Annotated in this window: 11 protein-coding genes and 2 pseudogenes; 3 read left to right on the top strand and 10 right to left on the bottom strand. The window is 59.0% G+C overall.

Going from position 1 to position 18,824, the window contains the following annotated elements:
* Positions 1 to 117: 117 nt before the first annotated feature.
* Entirely contained in the window at positions 118 to 1,287 is a 1,170-nt protein-coding gene (locus RBR41_RS12150) for an MFS transporter (protein WP_320352885.1), read from the bottom strand.
* 41 nt (positions 1,288 to 1,328) lie between these two features.
* Positions 1,329 to 2,417, bottom strand: a complete 1,089-nt coding sequence (locus RBR41_RS12145) for a BMP family ABC transporter substrate-binding protein (RefSeq protein WP_320352884.1) — start codon at positions 2,415 to 2,417, stop codon at positions 1,329 to 1,331.
* Positions 2,418 to 3,199: 782 nt separating this feature from the next.
* Between RBR41_RS12145 and RBR41_RS12140 the strand changes: the two genes are divergently transcribed.
* From RBR41_RS12140 to RBR41_RS12130, 3 genes are all read left to right on the top strand, one after another.
* Positions 3,200 to 4,591, top strand: coding sequence for a radical SAM protein (locus RBR41_RS12140; RefSeq protein ID WP_320352883.1), 1,392 nt, complete (start codon positions 3,200 to 3,202; stop codon positions 4,589 to 4,591).
* Between the two features lie 800 nt (positions 4,592 to 5,391).
* Positions 5,392 to 8,394, top strand: a complete 3,003-nt coding sequence (locus RBR41_RS12135; protein WP_320352882.1) for a hypothetical protein — start codon at positions 5,392 to 5,394, stop codon at positions 8,392 to 8,394.
* Between the two features lie 1,014 nt (positions 8,395 to 9,408).
* Complete coding sequence (locus tag RBR41_RS12130) at positions 9,409 to 10,608, top strand: iron-containing alcohol dehydrogenase (RefSeq protein WP_320352881.1); 1,200 nt, start codon at positions 9,409 to 9,411, stop codon at positions 10,606 to 10,608.
* A gap of 231 nt (positions 10,609 to 10,839) precedes the next feature.
* Here the strand turns inward: RBR41_RS12130 and dapA are convergent, their stop codons facing one another.
* The 8 genes and pseudogenes from dapA to RBR41_RS12090 form a co-directional block, all read right to left on the bottom strand.
* Positions 10,840 to 11,718, bottom strand: coding sequence for a 4-hydroxy-tetrahydrodipicolinate synthase (dapA, locus tag RBR41_RS12125; protein ID WP_320352880.1), 879 nt, complete (start codon positions 11,716 to 11,718; stop codon positions 10,840 to 10,842).
* Between the two features lie 114 nt (positions 11,719 to 11,832).
* Positions 11,833 to 12,108, bottom strand: coding sequence for an HU family DNA-binding protein (locus RBR41_RS12120; protein WP_179979932.1), 276 nt, complete (start codon positions 12,106 to 12,108; stop codon positions 11,833 to 11,835).
* Positions 12,109 to 12,485: 377 nt separating this feature from the next.
* Positions 12,486 to 13,298, bottom strand: coding sequence for a MinD/ParA family protein (locus RBR41_RS12115; protein WP_320352879.1), 813 nt, complete (start codon positions 13,296 to 13,298; stop codon positions 12,486 to 12,488).
* Positions 13,298 to 14,122 (bottom strand): diguanylate cyclase domain-containing protein, encoded by an 825-nt coding sequence (locus RBR41_RS12110; RefSeq protein ID WP_320352878.1) that lies wholly within the window; start codon positions 14,120 to 14,122, stop codon positions 13,298 to 13,300. Before RBR41_RS12110 ends, RBR41_RS12115 begins: the two co-directional genes overlap by 1 nt.
* Positions 14,106 to 15,219 (bottom strand): peptide chain release factor 2 gene (gene prfB / locus RBR41_RS12105; protein ID WP_320352877.1). Its coding sequence is split into 2 segments (ribosomal slippage): positions 14,106 to 15,143 and positions 15,145 to 15,219, totalling 1,113 coding nucleotides; the frame shifts between segments, so codons are not numbered across the junction. The genes RBR41_RS12110 and prfB overlap by 17 nt, the downstream gene beginning before the upstream one ends.
* A gap of 69 nt (positions 15,220 to 15,288) precedes the next feature.
* Positions 15,289 to 17,211 (bottom strand): apolipoprotein N-acyltransferase, encoded by a 1,923-nt coding sequence (lnt, locus tag RBR41_RS12100; RefSeq protein WP_320352875.1) that lies wholly within the window; start codon positions 17,209 to 17,211, stop codon positions 15,289 to 15,291.
* 248 nt (positions 17,212 to 17,459) lie between these two features.
* Positions 17,460 to 18,284, bottom strand: a pseudogene (locus RBR41_RS12095) (hemolysin family protein); the annotation flags it as partial.
* A gap of 304 nt (positions 18,285 to 18,588) precedes the next feature.
* Positions 18,589 to 18,824, bottom strand: a pseudogene (locus RBR41_RS12090) (hypothetical protein); the annotation flags it as partial.

Below are 18,824 nucleotides of genomic sequence, written 5' to 3'. Positions count from 1 at the left end.
GAAAATGCTCTAGGGGTGCAACCCGCGTGGCCCGGTTTGAGGCGGGCATAATCTGTTTACCTGTTTTTTTATTGTGCGGCAATGCCTGAAGGGAGGCCTGGGCCGCTCCGCGCGCTTTCAGCTGAAGCTTCCGTCACCACAGAGCCTGCGCCCCCACAGGTACAGCGCCGCAGTGCACAGGGCCGTGACCAGCAGGGCCGGCCCGAATGAACCCGCGTATTCGCGCACGTTGCCCATAAGCAGGGTGAGCAGCACGTTGATGAAGCAGGCCACGGTAGTCATAAAACCCACTCCGGTGGCCACAAGCCCCGGCCCTGTGGTGCGGATGGTCAGCACAAAAACCGCAGCGTAGGTGCCGCCGCAAAAGAAGGCCAGGCATACGCCCGCCGCCAGTGTGGTCAGCGGGCCGGGCATGAGGGCCATGGCCGTGTAGAGCAGGGAAATACCGAGCACAAGGCGTGTCAGCAGCTTGTGGAGGTCGCTTCTGCCGCCCAGTTCTCCGCCGCCCATGCGGGCAAAGGTTCCTGCCAGAAGCACCGCGCCTGTGGCCAGAGCCCAGTGCTCGGGCCCAGTGCTCTGGTCGCGGTCGGCAAGAACGGTGGGCAGCCAGCTTCCCAGCGCCGTGATGGTGCCAAAAGAAAATCCGTGGCAGCAGCCGAGAAACCAGAGATGTTTTGATCTGGCCACGGTTTTGAGTGACAGCCATATGCTGACGTTGTTGTCTGGGGCGGTTTTTTGCCGCAATGGGGCGCGTGGCGTCCAGAGCAATGCGAGCAGCAGCAGGGCGGGCATCAGGGCCACCATGATATAACTCGCCACCCAACCCCAGGCCTCAAAGAACGGCAGCACAAGGTAAGGAACCATGGTGCCGAGGCTGAAGGCCGCGCCCTGTATTCCCTGTGCGCGGGCCAGAAACTGCGGTGGAGCCAGAACCTTGACCACAAAGACAATGCCAAGAAAAAGCATGGCCGAGGCAACGCCCACCACAAGGCGCATGGCTATGGCAAGGCCGAGATTATGGGGGGCCAGAAGGGGCGCGAGGGAACATACAGTGCAAAGGATGGCCGAGATCACAAGAGAGCGCAGTATGCCCAGCCTGTCGATAATCAGCCCCGCAGGAATCTGGCCCAGGGCGTGCGTCCATAAAAGGGCGCTCAAAAGAAACGACAGCCCGCTGTAGCCCACATGAAAAAGCTGCATGAACTGCGTGGCCACCGGCGGAATGTTCATGAACATGAAGCCGATTCCCAGACAGCCGAGCATGGGAAACCAGTAGTAAACGGGCATCAGGATTCTCCGGATTCGCCGCGCCCTTGCGCGGCGTCACGCTACAGACAGTCGCAGAGTGTTCTTTCACGCAGGGATTTCAGGCGGATGCCGCCGTTCTCAAGTTCGCCGCGCAGTTCGTGCAGCCTGCGATCCATACCCGCCGGAACGTTTTTGCCAGCAGATGTGCGGAACGGCCCCATATCCGTAATGTCCACGCCGCCGTTCTTGAGGTCGCGCACGAGAATTTCCTTGCCCTTGAAGTTGCCCGATGCGGCGGCGGCCACCAGGTCATACACGGCGTCGTCTGCCTTTTTGACTATGGAGGTGATCACGCGCCCCGGCAGTCTGCCGTCCTGGTTTCCGTCAAGTCCAATGACATACGCGCCTCGCCTGGCGGCTTCTTCCAGGGCTGGCCCGTTGCCGAGCCCGCTGGCCAGCACCAGAATGTCCGCGCCCTGGTCCAGCAGTTCGCTGGCGGCCTTTCCCCCGGCGGCAGCGTCCGTGAAGGAGCCCGTGATCCGGTTGATGACGCGCACCTCCGGGTCCACAAGGCGCGCGCCCTCCACAAAGCCGTTGAGCAGTGAGCGCATGGCGGGCACGTCTTGCCCCGACAGCCAGCCGATGGTTCTGTCGGCATTGATGCCGGGCAGGGATGTCTGCGCCGTAAGCATGGCCGCCGCCGCTCCGGCAAGGTAGGCTGCCTGCTCGTCTGCAAAGGTTATGCACATGATGTTGGGCGCGCGTATGCCCGCATCAATGCAGCCAAAAAGGGTTCTCCGGTAGTTGGCGGCATTGTTGCGCAGGGCTTCGTGCAGCCGGTCAGAGGCCACCAGCACAAGATCATGGCTGGATGCGGCATTGCGAAAAAATTCCTGGATGGCGGCGGTGTCGGCCTGGGCAGGAGCCACCAGAACCTCGGCGGCAACAGGCAGTTGCCGTGCCCGTTCAAGGCCGCGCAGCAGGGCGTCGTTCCAGCCGCCGTCACCGCCGGGATGCTCCAGCAGCAGGGCCACGCGCAGCGGACGCCCGCCGGAAGCAATGGCCGTTTCCGCCGCGTGGGGGGCGCTTGTGGCGCAGAGTGTCAGCAGTATGAGGCAGAGCAGAAAAAAGACAGGGGACGGAACAAAAGACGATTCACTGTGGCGCATGAGCGGTATTCCTACGGAAGCATTGATTAAAGAGCCTTCAGGAAACGCGCAGGTATTTTTTGGGGCAAGGCGCGATCTTTTTTTGAAGCAGGAGTGGACTCTTCCGTCCTCGACTGTTTCAAAAAAGCGAAGCAAAACCGCCAAACGGAATACACCAGCGTTTCCCTTAAACACGTAATGGGGCCGAAGGGCCGGGCGGCAAGCATACGCCCGCGTGGCGCAGCCCGCAATACCCTGATACGCATAGGAAATGGCGCAGGTTATCCCTTTTCTATGAGTATGAGCAGTTTTATTGTGCCATGCTTTGTGGGGGAGGGACGGCAAGCAGGAGCTATTTTTCTTTACCATGCTTTGTGGGGGAGGGACCCTTTTGCAAAAGGGTCTCCTCCCCCACGCCCCCACCCCCTAAAACCTTTATTGCCTTTATCCGCAACCAGGTAGGAAGCAGTCGCACAGGGCAAGGCAGCCTCTGCAGACTGTCCGCACGGTCATGCCGAAAGGCCAGCAAATGAGCGCCAGGGCTTTTTGTAATGAGAGCCAGGGATTTTTGTACGGCTACGGGCGCGGCAGCGGCATGCCCTGCGTATATTCGGCGTGCGCGGTGTGCGCGCTTTTGCGCGCAATTCAGGGGCAGTGGCTGCTGGTGCGGTGCAAAATATTTGGAAGTTCTTTCTTGACAGTATAATGTGAAATATTGGACAATCAAATCATCGACAGCACGTGTACATAAAAGAAAATTTTCTAACAGACATTTTTGTGAAATGCACGAGAGGGTGAACAGCATGTCTGCGGAATCATTGCCTCTATGGTTTGATGTGGCCGCGATTGAAAAGGCCTTGAGTCGGCAAAAGGCTCCAGACGCCATCGAACTTCGCGATATTCTGGATAAATCCATGCGGATGGAGTCCCTCAATCAGGACGAAATCGTCGCTCTCATGCGTGTTGATGATCCGGTGGGGCATGAGCGCATTCTTGCCGTGGCGGACGAGGTGAAGCAGAAGGTCTATGGCGACCGCATGGTGCTTTCAGCGCCCTTGCACCTGTCCAACCATTGCGGCAGCGAGTGTCTGTATTGCTCAAACCGGCGGGAAAACGAGCTTGTGGAACGCAAGTACATGACCTCGCCGGAGATGCGCGAGGCAGCGCTGAAGCTCATTCGACAGGGCCACAAACGCATATTTCTGGTCAGCGGGCAGTTGCCCAACGCCGATGTGGACTACCTGGCCGAGGCCATAAGCATTTTGTATACGCTTTTTGACGGTGTGGGCGAAATCCACAGTGTCAACGTCAACGTGGGGCCGCTGGAAAGCAGCCAGTACCAGGTGCTTCTGGACGCCTATGTGGGCACCGTCCTCATCTATCAGGACACCTATCATGAGGCCAGCTACCGTGCGGCCCATGTGTCGGGTCCGAAAAGCAACTACGTGAAGCGTCTTGTCGCTCCGGATACGGCCTTTGCAGCAGGCGTGCCCGATGTGGGCATGGGCATTCTGCTGGGCCTCGGGCCATGGCAGTTTGACCTGCTCGCCCTTGCGCAGCATGTGCAGCATCTTGAGCGCGTGTATGATATGGGGTGCCGTACCGTAAGCCTGCACAGGATGCGTCCCGCGCCCGGAAGCCTCATGGACGTGCCCTATCCGGTGAGCGATGCCGACTATCTGCGGTGCGTGGCCCTGGTCAGACTGGCCCTGCCCTATGCGGGCATCATCCTGACCACAAAGGAGCCTGCCGGACTCTGGCGCGACGGCTGTGGCGCAGGGGCTTCGCAACTGCTCACGGGCAGTGTGGCCAATCCCTACGGAGGATGGACTGTGGCCCCCGGCCAGCAGGTGCCCTTCCCCCTGGGCGAGGATTGCCATGTGGACGAAGTGGTGCGCTTTCTGCTTGAAGACGCCCGCCATCTGCCGTCGTTTTGCGCGGCGTGTCCACGCCTGGGCCGCAGGGGCGAGGAGTTCCTTGCCATGGTGCGCGAGTGCGGCATGAAGGGACAGTGTGGCCCCAACTCGGCTGCATCGTTTATGGAATTTTTGCTGCATTACGCCACGCCCTATACGCGCATCCAGGGCGAACGCCTGCTGGAAGAAAAGCTGGGTAGAATGTCCCTGCATGAGCGCGGCGCGGCTGACCGCCTGCTCAAAAAAGTGCGGGCTGGCTGTATGGACGAGTTTATCTGACGTCAGCTTCGGTTGACGTCGCACACGGCCCCGCCACGTCAGGCCTGCCATGGGCTGCGGCACAAGGCAAAAGCCTTGGCATGGCACTGCGAAACTGTTTTACGGCGTGATCAAGCATTTTTTTGGCGGACCACAGGGGATTGTCTTTTGCCAGGCAGTCGCCATCTGTGCCTTCAGTCCCGGAACCGGCGGGACGCGATGGCCGGAGTGTGTCCGGGTTGCCTCAGGGCAACCGGGGGACGGGCTGTAGCATCCGGCGGCTCGTCCCCCAATTTTATCAGGGCCGCAGCATCGTGCGCCCCCTGTCTGGCCTCTGTCTGGCCACTGCCCGCACTCTGCCCGCACTCTGCCCGTACTCTCCTGCTTTTTCGATCTCTCCTGTGTTACCCAGGCTTCTTCTAGAGCATTTAACACTTGAAATGCTCGCGTACGGCAGGCAAAAGCCCGCCTGCTCGCATTTCGTGGCAAGGATTTTTCAGAAAAATCCTTGCAGAGCATTTAACTCATTTCATTCGTAAACTGCTCTAGCTTCCCTGTGTTTTGGCTGTCTTGCCCGGCTGACGCTTCTTTTTATCGCCTGCGGGGTACGTCTGCGGCTTGGTTTCGCCGTCCCGCGCAGGCGCGGGCAAGCAGGGTCAAGCGCGATCAGGCGCGGGCAAGCAGGATCAAGCGCGATCAGGCGCGTTTTGAGGTAAAACCGCTCAGAGATCGGGTATTTGACGTGAGCGTCGGTGCGCGGTAGTGTTGCAGATGGTTTGTTCCAACCGCCGTCAGGCGGTTTTTCGCAAGGAGCATATGGCGTGAGTTTCTTACGGCGTGGCATTTATTTTGACAGGCAGGACAGGGATATCCTTTTGCTTGTCAACCGCATACTGGAGTCCGATAACAAACCTTCGGATAACAGTCTTTTTGACCCCAGCCTGCACCCGCACGGCATCAAGGAACTCGTCGCCACTCCGGTTTCACGCATGGCCTATGCCGTCATCAACCTGCTGCGCAACCTTCAGGTGGGGCGCACCCAGGCCAGAGACCGCCTGCTGGCCCTGCAAACCCTGTATGACGAGGTGCTCAACAGCGCGCATTCGACGCTGCGCCGCAATACGGCGCGCGTGCTCATGCAGATCATGAAAAGCATTGTGCGCGCTCACGACAACGCCCTGGAGCAGCTCAAGCTGGCGCACGACTTTCGCCGGACGGTGCAGGGCACGCCGCGCGTTGTACGCCGCATGCTGGCGCGGTATCATCTGCCGGAAATGCCAGAGGCGTGGAACCAGATCGCCTTTGACGACCACGTGTACGACGCCAATACCAAGGGCCGCAAAACCCCGACGCATCTCATCATGGACGCCTGGATCAAGGGGCTGCGCTCGCTCACTGTGGCCTATGAGTACTGGGTGCAGCCCGACGCCGCGCGCGAAATTCTGCGCGCAGCCGAAATTACGGGCATTGCGGTGCGTATTGGCCTGGAATTTCAGGTGCCTTTTTACGGGCGCTTTGTAAGCGTGTTCTGGATACCGCGCGGCTTCAGCTCGCACGAAGATTTTCTGGAGTTTCTGCACAGCCCCAAGGTGGCGGAAATGATGAAGCGTGGCCGCGAAGTGCTGCGCTGGCGGCGTGATCGCGTCCTGCACTGCCTTGCGTTGTGGAACGAGCACCAGCGCCCCAAGATGGAAGCCGCCTGGGGGGTGGAAATACCAGAACTGTCGGCAGATGAATTTTTGCGTTTCGTGGGCCGTGGCCAGGCCAGCAGCCTGCATCTGGCAGAAGGGCTGCACCGTCATGTGCAGCCGGCCCTGCGCCAGCGCGCCGCCAGGCTCGCCGAGATTGACGACGCCGTTTCACGCGCCGAACTGGCGGTTCTTGAGCGCATGGGGCCTGAGCATATAGCCGAGGAATGGCTTTCTGCCGCCCTGCATCCCGGGCTGCCCGATCTGGACAGTCCGCCGCCCCCGGAAGAGATGCCCCACCTCATGCGGCTTTCCCTGTTCGAGCTTACCCGTGAACTGGCGGAGCTTACACCGGGCTACCGTCTGGTGCTCTGCACCTCGGGCCTGAGCGTTGAGGACGTGGCCGAACTTTTGTGGGATGCCAAGGGCAATATTACCCATCTGGAAATCTTCAACATGAAGAGCTGGATGGAGCGGCAGCAAACCAACCTCAAGCCCATCAGCGAATTGCAGCAGGCCTTCAATGAAGGACTCGGCCCCCGCGTAAAGCAGATGATACGCCAGATGGCGCGCCGCATGCGCACCGTGGACGAAGAAAGGGCCGCCAAATTTCGCGACATACTGCACAACGTGCCCAAGCTGTGGGAGCACTACCGCCACAAGCCCCTGGGCTCGCGCCTTGGCACAAGCTCCGCCAGCCGCATTACCTACGGCATGGGATTTGTCATCAAGGATACCCTGCCCAAGGGGCGCTTTACGGCGCACAAGGGCAGGGGGCAGCAGCAGTTTGAAATCCCCATCTGTTCGCCGGTGGAGGAAGTTTACAGCTACGCCAAACCCCGTAATCCCTCGTCCTGGCAGCGGCTGGCCGCCTGTCTGCACTGGCTGCCCGGTTGCCGCCATCTGGGCCTGGAGCGCCGCAAGACCTGGAAGACCGCCAGCGAAGATTTTCGCGTGTGCAACCAGGGCAACGTCATCAATCTTGGCGGCCTCAGCACGGCCACAGGCAACAATTTGCTTGGCAAAAAGCAGCAGGTCGATCCGGGGCACCCCGGCTTCGCCTATCTGAACAGCTCGTTCTGCAACTGGCTCAAGGTGCTGCTGGGCTTTGTGCCTGCCTTTTTCTCCTTTTTGTACACCCAGGACTGGTGGGTGCTCGCCTGGGGCGGCACCTTCATATGGTTCGGCATCACGGGCGTGCGCAATGTGATGCAGATGGTGCTGGCCGCCAAGGGGGCCACGCGCGATACCCTCCTGCACTGGAAGGATCAGGTCAGCGTGAGCCGCTTGTGCGACTCGCTCATGTATACGGGCATCTCTGTGCTGCTGCTGGAAGTGATGGTGCGCGTGTGGCTGCTGGACAGAACCATGGGCATCACCGTGGCCCATAATCCCTGGATCGTCTTTACGGTTCTGAACATCATCAACGGCTTCTATATCTGCGCGCACAATGTCTTTCGCGGTTTTCCCAAGGAGGCTGCCATCGGCAACCTCTTCCGCAGCGCTCTGGCCATTCCCGTGTCGTCCGTTTACGGCTACATGCTGCAGTATGGCCTTGAGGGGCTCGGCGTGCTTAATCCGGAAATCTATCTGGTGCCCAGCGCGGCGGTGGTGTCAAAGATGGCTTCAGACACGGTGGCAGCCCTCATTGAAGGCTATGCCGACAGCCAGGTAAACCTGCGCATGCGCCGCTGGGACTACAAAAGCAAGCTTAACAATCTCTTTGACTGCTATACGCGGCTGGAACTGCTCTTCCCGCATGAAGACGCCCTCATCAAGCTGGCGCGTCCCGGTGGGCTCCAGGGCAGCGGGGGCATCAAGGGCAAGGAACTGGAAAAGGCCTTTATCGTCAATGCCCTTGACCTGATGTATATCTGGTTTTACCAGCCACGGGCGCAGGACGCTTTTCGGCAGGTGGCGCGCGCCATGCCCGAAGCTGACCGAAATGTGCTGGCACGATCGCAGCTGGTGCTGACCCGCGAACGCGAGATCAGCCAGCTTCTGGTGGATGGCCTGCTGGGACGCAACTTTTCCCGGCCTCTGGCCTTCTTTCTGGATAAACGCAAAGCCTATCTGCGGAGCCTGAGCCGCATGTGCCGACCCGGCAAGATGAAGGAGCCGGGCGGACAGCGGTGAGGTTCATTTTTTATTGAAATACCTTGTGGGGGAGGGACCCTCCTTAGACCAGATTACCTTTGAAATGCTTCACATTTCAAAGTAGCCATTCTGCCGAAAATGCGATTTCCGGCAGAATCCACGCCACGTTGTGGCGCGCAGCACTCTCGTGCAGCGTTATAGCATCTGACTTTTCTCAAAGTCAGATGCTATAAAAAGGGTCTCCTCCCCCACGCCCCCACCCCCTAAAACTTTCATTATAGAGCATGTTATCTTTAACAAAGGTAACATGCTCAAATGCTATGCGCATCTGTCAGCGCCGCCGTCAGAGATCCTCCCCCTGCCAATGCCCATTCCCAGAGCTTCAAACATCCATTTCGGCATGCAACCGCAGGGATAAATGCCCATTACGCTTCGCGATTCGCTGACAGCGCGGCCGAACCCCCTTCACGCTGGCGGCAGATGTTGCCAGGTATGCGGTGCGGCGTGGGCGCAGTCGCGACCTATGCCCGCATATCCTTCTGAAAGCCGCTCTGTTCCTCAGTTATGCAAGTAAACGCCGTGACAGGCATGATGTCTCTTTTATGAATGCATCTTCTCAGCGGTGTCCATATTGCCCGCGTAGTGACACTGGGATTTGCAATGCGGCGTCGTGCAAACTCGGGAGTACCAGCCCCGAATCCCTTTGCGCCTGCTATTGTTTTTTGAGCCATTGACGGCCAAGAGTCGAGGCATGCCTGTTTTATCAACAGGCTCGGTATGATAGGCGTGTAATCATCACGCTTTTATTTTTTTGGGTGAACAATCAACCAATGTTGTATTGTGCAAAAAAGAACAAAATGTATCTAGCTGTGTAAAAAAGAACATATACAATAAAGTAAAAAATAATTTAAAAGGTTTGGTAGTTACGCTCTGCAGCTATTGCAATGGATTTTTCTATGCTGTACTGTCTCCATAAAGGACGCTTTCTTATCACTGCGGCACATACATTAAGTAACTTAAGTATGTTGTGATCGCATAACGCCAGGAGTCGCTATGAGTACTGAGCTTAAGAGCATGCACATGGGCCAGATCACTTCCTTCTTCATTCCCAATGTTACCCTTGTGGGCGAAGGATGTTCCAAGGAAATTCCCGCTCGCCTCAAGAATATCGGCGGCACGAAGCCCCTTATCGTTACTGACCAGGGCATCGTCAAAGCTGGTATTCTGAAGCAGATTGCTGGCGTCCTTGATGCCGCAAAGATGAAGTATGCCATTTTTGACCAGACTGTGCCCAATCCCACTGACAAGAACGTGGACGCAGCCTTTGCCATGTACAAAAAGGAAAAATGCGACAGCATCATCACCCTTGGCGGCGGCAGCTCGCATGACTGCGGCAAGGGCGTGGGTTTTCTCGCTGGCAACGGTGGCAAGATTCATGACTACGAAGGCGTGGACAAGTCCTCCAAGCCCTTCCCGCCCTATGTGGCCGTCAACACCACCGCTGGTACCGCTTCTGAAATGACCCGTTTCTGCATCATCACCGACACGTCCCGCAAGGTGAAGATGGCCATTGTTGACTGGCGCTGCACTCCTGGCGTCGCCATTGACGATCCGCTGCTCATGATGGGCATGCCCCCGGCCCTTACCGCGGCCACCGGTATGGACGCCCTGACGCACGCTGTTGAAGCCTATGTTTCCACTGCCGCCACCCCCATGACCGACGCATGCGCCGAAAAGGCCATGGAATTTATCAACCGTTATCTGCGCCGCGCGGTTGCCAACGGTCAGGACAAGGAAGCCCGTGAAGGCATGTGCTACGCCCAGTATCTGGCCGGTATGGCCTTCAACAACGCCAGCCTGGGTCATGTTCACGCCATGGCGCACCAGCTGGGCGGCTTCTATGACCTGCCCCATGGTGAATGTAACGCCATTCTTCTGCCGTACGTCAGTGAATACAACCGCATCGCCACCCGCCGCCGCTTTGGCCGCATCGCCCGCATTCTTGGCGAGATCACCGATGGTCTGAGCGCTGATGAAGCTTCCAAAAAGGCCATTGCCGCCATCAATACCCTGTCTCAGGACGTGGGCATTCCTGCTGGCCTTAAGGCTCTTGGCAAGAAGTACGGCAAGGATGTGAAGGAAGAAGATATCCCCACCATGACGGGCAATGCACAGAAGGACGCCTGCGGCCTTACCAACCCCCGTACCATGACAGACGCAGCCGTGGCCGCCATCTACAAGGCCGCCATGTAAGTTTTGAGAGCAGGCGACCTGCACGGGCAGCGCCGTAAAAAAGCAGACTGGTCACCCCCTGGGGCGGCCAGTCTGCTTTTTTATATGTAGAAAATCCCCGGCAGTACACTGCCGGGGATTTGGCTTACAGGCTTCCGCAGGGCGGGCCTAGCGCTTGAAGCGCTGCGGTCGAATGTTTTCAGCCCAGAGCATTTAATTTTGAAATGTGAAGCATTTCAAAATAACTCTGGTCTAGATGAGCTTCATTTGGCGCAACACTGCAGTAAGCTTTTCTTTGGCCGCCGTGCCTATGGCGCAAAGGGGCAGGCGCAGTTCGGCTTCCATCTTGCCCATGAGGTGCAGGGCCGTCTTGGCCGGGATGGGGTTGCTTTCAAAGAACATGGCTTCGTGCAGCGGGAAAAGTTCATGATGGATGCGCGCGGCCCCGGCAACGTCGCCCTTGCGGAAGGCGTTGACCATGGCGGCCACACGGCCAGGCACAAGGTTGGACGTAACGGAAATGATGCCATGGCCGCCCAGTGCCATGAGGGGCAGGGCGGTGAAGTCGTCACCGGAAAGCACACTGAACCCCTGTGGGCAGCTGGACAGGGTTTTGCTGCCCTGGGCCATGTCGCCGGTGGCTTCCTTGACGCCAACAATGTTGGGAAAAGCCTTGGCCAGGCGAGCCAGGGTTTCCGGCAACAGGTTGCACCCGGTACGGCCGGGCACGTTGTAGGGCACAAGGGGCAGGTCAACGGCTTCTGCTATGGCCTTGTAGTGCTGGAACAGCCCTTCCTGAGTCGGCTTGTTGTAATAGGGCGTGATGAGCAACGCTCCGTCGGCCCCGGCCTTTTTGGCGAAGCGGGTCAGGCGGATGGCTTCAATCGTGTTGTTTGAACCGGCTCCGGCCAGAACGGGAACGCGCCCCTTGGCCTGATCGATGCAGATTTCAATGACCCTTTCGTGCTCCTCGTGGCTGAGGGTGGCGGATTCGCCAGTGGTGCCGCAGGGCACCAGGCCATGAATGCCTTCAGTGATCTGGAACTCAATGAAGTTTCGGTAGGCTTCCTCGTCAAGGGCGTTGTTCTTGAAAGGGGTGACAAGCGCTGTCATAGCACCGGAAAACAGCATGACGGTCTCCTTGGCGCGCTTTGCGCACCTATGGATGGCCGAACGCCGAGATTGAAGGCGCACCCTCATCCCGTTCGGCTCAGATTGCGGCAAAGCCGCGTTATGCAACTATGCCTATTGATTTATAAATTCTTTCAGTTCCTTGCCAGCGCGGAAAAAGGGCAGACGTTTCGAGGATACGGTGACGCTTTCCCCCGTCTTGGGGTTGCGACCCGCATAGCCCTCATACTCTTTGATTTTAAAGCTGCCAAAGCCGCGAATTTCAATGCGCTCTCCGGCAAGAAGGGACTGCTTCATGGCGTCGAAAAAGGTGTTTACCACCATTGACGCGTCATCAAAGGGGATATTGGTTTCGTCGGCCAGCGCCTTGATAAGTTCGCTTTTGTTCATCACGCCTCCGTAACTGCGTTTGTTACTCGCGGAAGCATTCTGCCTGAAACGGTAGAGCTCGTCCAGTATCTTGGTGGTATTGTTGGCAATTTTTTGTGTTCGCCACAATCCTCCCCACGCTTCAAAGGCCAAATGCCAAGCAAGTGATCAATAGGCATCTATTGCTAATTCAAACCTATACCTTTTGTGCGTCAAGGTAAACAGTCCACGCAGGCTTTTTACGCTCTTCTTGGAGCAGATCAATTTTGAAATGAGAAGCATTTCAAAATTTCATTCAGCCGAAAAATATGATTTTCGGCTGAATCTACGCCATGTTGTGGCGCGTTGCACGAAAGTGCAGCGTTAGAGCATGTACACTTTTTTAAAGGTAAAATGCTCTAGTGTTTATCGGGAAGCGGCTGAAGAATTTTTCGGGGGGCCAGCCAGTCGGCCATGCCAAGGCGCAGCCTTTGCAGGCGCAAAGCCAGATTGTGCAGGTCCTGGGCCGCTGGGCAGCCTGGGGCGTAGTGCATGAGGGGCTGCTGGTGACAGACTGCTTCGGGCAGTTTTTTGTCATTGCGGATATGCCCCAGCAGCACGGGCTCAAGATGCAGAAAATGGCGGCACGCGCCGTGCAGCTTGTCAAAGGCGGACTTGGCCTCGCTGGCGGAAGCGACCTGATTGACGATGACCATAAAGTCGCGCAGCCCGTAGCGGGCGTTGAGCACCTTGATAAGCGCGTAGCTGTCTGTCAGCGATGTGGGTTCCGGGGTGATGACCACAATGCGCATGGCCGCCATGGAGGCAAAGGTCTGCACTGTGCCGGAAATGCCCGCGCCCACGTCCATGAAGACATAATCGTACCTGTTCAGTTCGGGCTCAAGGCGGGCCAGCAGCACATCGCGCATGTCGGGCTGCAGTTCGGTGAGTTCGGGCACACCCGATGCGGCAGGCAGCACGTCAAAGCCTTCGGGCTCCACATGGTGCAGCACGTCGCGAATCTGCGCCTCGCCCAGCAGGGCGTTTTGCAGATTGCCCTCGGGCGTGATGCCCAGCAATACGTCAAGGTTGGCAAGGCCCAGATCGCAGTCCATGAGCAGGTTTTTAAAGCCCATCTGGAACAGAGCGCAGGCCAGATTGAGCGAAATATTGGTTTTTCCGACCCCGCCCTTGCCGCTGAGCAGGACCACGCTCAAGGTTTTATTTGCCATCAGTTGTTTCTCCCGAAGAAAAGAAAGCGTTTTTCACTGGAATGTACAAGGCTTGCCCGTTCTTCCAGGCTTGCGCCGCCCGCAAGGCAGATATGGCCGCTTTGTTGCGACAGCGCGTTTTTCAGGGCGTCTTCCGCCTGGGTCAGCAGGGTTTGGCCGGTGGCGCCTGTTCCCGGATTTATGCAGGCAATGCCAAGCGCGCACACAGGGCCGTTGCTGGCCAGCGCCGTATTGCGCAGCCCGACCTGGCGCACAAAGGTTTTTTGTATCTGGTCGGCCAGCAGACGCGCCCGCAAAGGGTTCACCCCTGGCAACAGCAGGGAATAGCGCCCCCCGGCCACATGACTGAGGCTGTCGCAGGCTTCGCTGTGTTCACGCAAGGCGGCGGCCAGGGCAGCATCCAGATGCTCAAACTCATCCCGTCCCCACGGCGTGTCGGCTGCGTTTCTGTAAGTAATATCGGCATATATGAGGCAAAGGTCGCCCCCTGAACGCGAAAAACGCAAGACTTCGCGCTCTATCTGATCCAGGAAAAGCCTGTTGATGAGCACGTTGACCACCTGGCTCGGCAGTTCGGGCCGGGGGTCAGGCATGGTATCGGGCAGAGCCGACCCTGCCACGGGCAGCACGCACCATCTGCTTTCCGCGTAGTCGCGGCAGAAGCTCTGCCAGCGGTCGGGGCTGAAGCCCGACAAAAGGCGGGCCACCAGCACGGTATGCGGCAGTTGAGACCCCGCGCCGGGCACGGGATCGTCCGCCGCGCCCGCCGTGCGCAGGGCCAGCAGCTCGCGCGCCAGGGCGTCAAGTTCAGCGTTGCTGCTCATGGCGATACAAAAGGTAGTCGTGTTGGAAGGCGTCGATATGGCCGTCCAGAACAGCATCCACATCGCCCACTTCGGTGCCCGTGCGGTGGTCTTTGACCAGGCGGTAGGGTTGCAGGGTGTACGTGCGTATCTGGCTGCCAAAGGCTATGGCGTCCTTGCCCGCGTACTGGGCCTGACGGGCCGCGTCGCGCTTTTCAAGCTCCATGTTGTACAGGCGGGCGCGCAGAACGCGCATGGCGGTTTCCTTGTTGTGGTGCTGCGATTTTTCATTCTGGCACTGGGCGGAAATGCCCGTGGGAATGTGGGTGATGCGCACCGCCGAGCTTGTGGTGTTGACGCTCTGGCCACCGGGGCCGCTGGAGCGGAAAATGTCCACGCGCAGGTCGGCTTCCTTGATATCCAGTTCGATATCGTCGCCAGCGTCGGGGATGACGTCCACCGAGGCGAAGGACGTGTGCCTGCGGCCCGAAGAGTCAAAGGGAGAAATGCGGATAAGGCGGTGGATGCCGCGCTCGCCCTTGAGAAAACCAAAGGCGTGGGGGCCGGCTATGCGCAGGGTAACGCTCTTGATTCCCGCTTCATCGCCGCCCAGAAAATCCATCTCTTCAACCTTGTAGCCGTGGTCGGCGGCCCAGCGGTTATACATGCGCAACAGCATTTCGGCCCAGTCCTGCGATTCGGTGCCGCCAGCTCCGGGGTGGATTTCAAGTATGGCGTCCTGGCTGTCTTCCTCGGCGGAAAGCAGCATCACAAGCTCGGTCTCGTCCAGCAGCGCGGTCAGTTCTTTTTGCTGGTTGGCCAGAGATTCGAGCGCTTCGGGGTCTGCGCTTTCAGTGGCTAGGGCCAGCCACTCGTTCATGTCGTCATGACAGGTTTTGAGCCTGTTCAGGCGGCCAACTTCGTCTTCAAGTCGCCGTTTTTCCTGCAGAACAGGTGTAAGAGTCTCTGGCTTGTCCCACGCGCCGGGGCGTGAAATTTCTGTTTCTATGGCTTGCAGCCTTTTTTCGCTGGCCGCAACGTCAAAGTCGCCCCCAGAGGGAGGAAAAGCGTTGGGTAAGCGGATTGCAGGCGGCGCGAAGATCTGAAAGTTGCAACATGACGGGTCGATTGGTTGAAGGTGAGCCCGGACTGTGCCGGAAAGCGACCGTAATGGCCGCCAATCAATATCAGGCGTCGGTATTGCGCCGTGACCTGCAGCGGCAGCCTGGCAAAAGCAGGACAACCAGCAGGACGGCGGCTGCGGGCAGGGGCCACGGCCACAGGCGGTGGTACAGGCTTGGCGCGCTTTCAAGCGCGGCGCGGCCCCAGAGCGCCTGTTCCCTGAACTGTGCGCCGCGCATGGTCAGACGCCCGCGGGCGTCCACCACCACGGAAATGCCGGTGTTGGTGCCACGCAGTATCCAGCGGTTCTGTTCAATGGCGCGAAGCGCGGTCAGGTACAGGTGCTGGCGCGGTGCGGGGGTAGCGCCGAACCAGCCGTCGTTGCTGATGTCAACCAGGATATTGGCGCCATCTGCGACACGTGCCTGCGCCAGCCAGGGAAATATGCCTTCATAGCAAATGAGCATGCCCATAGCAAGATTGTCGTAGCGCAGGGGCGCGATGGCCGTGCCTGTCTGGTAGACGCCAACGCCCTGCAGCAGGGCTTCAAGAAAGCTCCAGTTGAGCCATTCCGGCAGGTATTCGCCAAAAGGAACCAGGTGTTCCTTGTCGTAGTATCCGGCCACAGCGCCGTCGGGCGGCGTCAGCAGAAAGGCGCGGTTAAAGACGTCGGGCTCTTTTTTGTCCGGCCGGCGCTCAAGGCCGGGCGCGCCCACAAGCAGGGGGCTGCCGGTGACGGACGACAATTGCCGCACCCGTGGTGAATGCAGCTGGTTGGTCTCAAAAAAGAAGGGCAAGGCCGTTTCGGGCCAGATGATAAGCGGGTGTTCGCCAGGCCGTTGCGCCAGGGCATCATAGGTAAGACGCAAATACAGATCAACGGTCTGGCGCTGGAAAGCGGGCAGCCACTTCTGGTTCTGATCCACATTGCCTTCCACAAAGAGTGCCTGCACGCTTTGCGGCCCCACGGGGTCGGTTATGAGGGGCTGCTGATGCAGCCGCAGCGCGCCGTAGCCCAGCAGCAGGCAGGTCATGGCAAGGCCGCAGACAAGGCTGGCGGGCCGCCATGATTTCTTCGGGCCAGCAGGGCCAGGGCCAAAGTCAGGGCCAGGGCCAGGGCCAAAGTCAGGGCCAAGGTCAGGGCCGGAGTTGCCGGGCGTGCCAGAGGCCGCCGCGATGTCTCCCGCGCCGTCTTCCGCGATGTCATTCGCGATGTCATTCGCGCCGTCATTCGCGCCGTCATTCGCGCCATGTTTTGCGTCGCCTTTCTTGCTGCTTTTTTTGCCGCTTTGCCCGCCGTCTTCTGCTGCGTCTTTACAGGCCGCAGCAGTGGGGCCAGGGGTGGCATTGGGGCAAGGGGAGGCATTGGAACAGGGGGCGGTATTGGGGCAAGGTGTGGCGGCAGGGTGCGGCAGCAGGCCCAGGGCGAAGAGAAGGGCGGCCATGACCCACAGGCCGGACAGGCCGTACGCGCCCACCGTGTCTGCCCCCTGAACCAGCAGGGGCCATGCGGCAAGCGCGCCTGAAAGCTCCAGCCAGGGAAAGCCCAGGGCCAGAGCGTAAAGGGCTTCAAGCACATACCACAACAGTCCCAGCACTACGGCCCACAGGATGGGGGGGCGGCGGCGCAGCAAATGCGCTGCCACGGCGAACAGCCCTCCGGCGCTGGAAATACAGGCCACGATGAAGAGGGCGCAGGGTATGGCCAGAAGCCACGGCAGGCCGCCCACATTGTGTACGGGCATGGTGAGCCAGTAGAGGGCCGCCATGCCTCCGGCCATGCTGCAGAGCCAGCCCCGACGCAGTGCGGCGGCGAACGTGGGAGCGAACAGGCCGAGCCAGGCCAGGGCTACTGGCCACAGCAGAACCAGCGGCGGCAGGCCAGCCATGTCGTTGGGAAAGCCCAGCCATATGCCTGCCGCGCCCGCCATGCCTGTAAGCAGCGCGGATCTGTCAGGACGGAAGGTGGCGGCCAGCGTAGGACTCATACTCTGGGCAGGACTCATACCCTGAGCATGGCTCATACCCTGGCCGGAGAATCCACCGGGCGGACAGCATCGGTTTCCGTCAGCGTGTTGGCCTGAGCGGACTGCACCATGGTGCTGTGGATATCGTCAACCATGGCTGTGGCCTTGGTGCCGAGAGTTGCCTGTTCGTCTTGCGCACCGGCAGTAACGGAGGATGAAGCCTGATCAGCCTCATGCGCTGTCCCGATTTCCGCGTCTGAACGGCTGGCGGCGCTGCTCGCTGGTTCCATGCGCAGACGCAGGATGAGCTTGCGGTCGGCTTCAAGCACGGTGAAGGTCCAGCCGCGCAGCGTAAAGCTTTCGCCTGGGGCAGGCACATGACCGGCCTCCATGCTGAGGTAGCCGCCAATGGTGTCGACCTCGTCGGAATCCAGGTCAACGCCCATGTCCTCAAGGTCTTCAAGCAGGGCGCGGCCCGTGAGTTCGTAAGCATTATCGCTCAGGGGGCGGATGTCTTCCTTCCGGGGAGCGTCGTGTTCGTCCTCAATATCGCCGACGATTTCTTCCAGTACGTCCTCAATGGTAATGAGCCCGGAGGTGCCGCCGTACTCGTCCAGAGCGATGGCAATATGCTGCTTGCGTGCGCGAAATTCCTGAAGAAGCGTCCGTATGGACTTGGTTTCGGGCACAAAGAAGGGCTCGCGGATAAGCTCGGCGATGGACGAGGGTTTGCCGCCCTTGTCAAGCATGCTGCGCAGCAGATCCTTGGCGTGCAGAATGCCCACGATGTTGTCGCGGGTCTCCTTGTATACCGGAATGCGCGAGTGCCCCGAGCGCACGATGATGTGCGCCACTTCGCTCAGGGGCATGTCGTGGGAAACGCAGTCGATATCGGTGCGGGGGATCATTGTGTCCTGCACCTGAAGATCGTTGAATCGCAGAATGCCGAGCAGCATGGATTCCTCATCGGGTTCCACCTCGCCGTCAGCGCTTGCTTCAAGAATGGCTTTTTCCAGAGATTCCTGATCGTCGTGCCCGAACAGTCTGCTCAGGCGCGACCAGATGGTACTATGACCTTCCGAGCCGCCGTCCAATGTAGTCTCCTTGGTTGAAATTGGGGCCGGGCGCGCCTGCCGCGCCGGCAATGGCCTGCATTACATTTGCTGCCAACGGTTTTCGCTGCCGGGGTGGCCTGCGTTCAGCCTGTCCCGGCTTTGAAGCATGGCCGCAGTCTGGATCAGATGACCTTTGAAGTATTTTACATTTCAATGTGTCATTCTGCAGACAAAAGCAATTATTGTCTGAATCCACGCAACATCGCGGCGCGGTACCTTGGTACAGCGTTACTGTTTCAAAAAAACAAAGCAACACCGCCAAACGGAATACATCAGCGTTTCTTCAGAGCAGTCTGCGCTGCTCCATATCCATATGCATAACCCACTGGGTTATGGGCGACACCCCCCGCGAGGGAGTGCTGTGGAACCAGTTAATGTCCGATTTGCCCTGCTCAAGTACGGCCCAGTTGGTAAACTCCGTGCCGAGTACAAGAGCCGGGTTTGGCCCTTCATGCACACGGGCGTGCAGAACGGAACAGGTGCACCAGAAGGTGACAATTTTTTCATCCTTGCCCATGT

The sequence above is a fragment of the Desulfovibrio sp. genome, assembly GCF_034006445.1.
Lineage (GTDB): Bacteria > Desulfobacterota > Desulfovibrionia > Desulfovibrionales > Desulfovibrionaceae > Desulfovibrio.
This window is presented reverse-complemented; position numbering and strand designations above follow the sequence as displayed.

What these genes read in the sequence shown, in the direction of transcription:
- lnt (WP_320352875.1), bottom strand. Translation starts at nt 17,211, where the DNA reads ATGAGTCCTACGCTGGCCGCCACCTTCCGTCCTGACAGATCCGCGCTG.
- RBR41_RS12150 (WP_320352885.1), bottom strand. Translation starts at nt 1,287, where the DNA reads ATGCCCGTTTACTACTGGTTTCCCATGCTCGGCTGTCTGGGAATCGGC.
- RBR41_RS12130 (WP_320352881.1), top strand. Translation starts at nt 9,409, where the DNA reads ATGAGTACTGAGCTTAAGAGCATGCACATGGGCCAGATCACTTCCTTC.
- RBR41_RS12115 (WP_320352879.1), bottom strand. Translation starts at nt 13,298, where the DNA reads ATGGCAAATAAAACCTTGAGCGTGGTCCTGCTCAGCGGCAAGGGCGGG.
- RBR41_RS12110 (WP_320352878.1), bottom strand. Translation starts at nt 14,122, where the DNA reads ATGAGCAGCAACGCTGAACTTGACGCCCTGGCGCGCGAGCTGCTGGCC.
- RBR41_RS12145 (WP_320352884.1), bottom strand. Translation starts at nt 2,417, where the DNA reads ATGCGCCACAGTGAATCGTCTTTTGTTCCGTCCCCTGTCTTTTTTCTG.
- dapA (WP_320352880.1), bottom strand. Translation starts at nt 11,718, where the DNA reads ATGCTGTTTTCCGGTGCTATGACAGCGCTTGTCACCCCTTTCAAGAAC.
- RBR41_RS12120 (WP_179979932.1), bottom strand. Translation starts at nt 12,108, where the DNA reads ATGAACAAAAGCGAACTTATCAAGGCGCTGGCCGACGAAACCAATATC.
- RBR41_RS12140 (WP_320352883.1), top strand. Translation starts at nt 3,200, where the DNA reads ATGTCTGCGGAATCATTGCCTCTATGGTTTGATGTGGCCGCGATTGAA.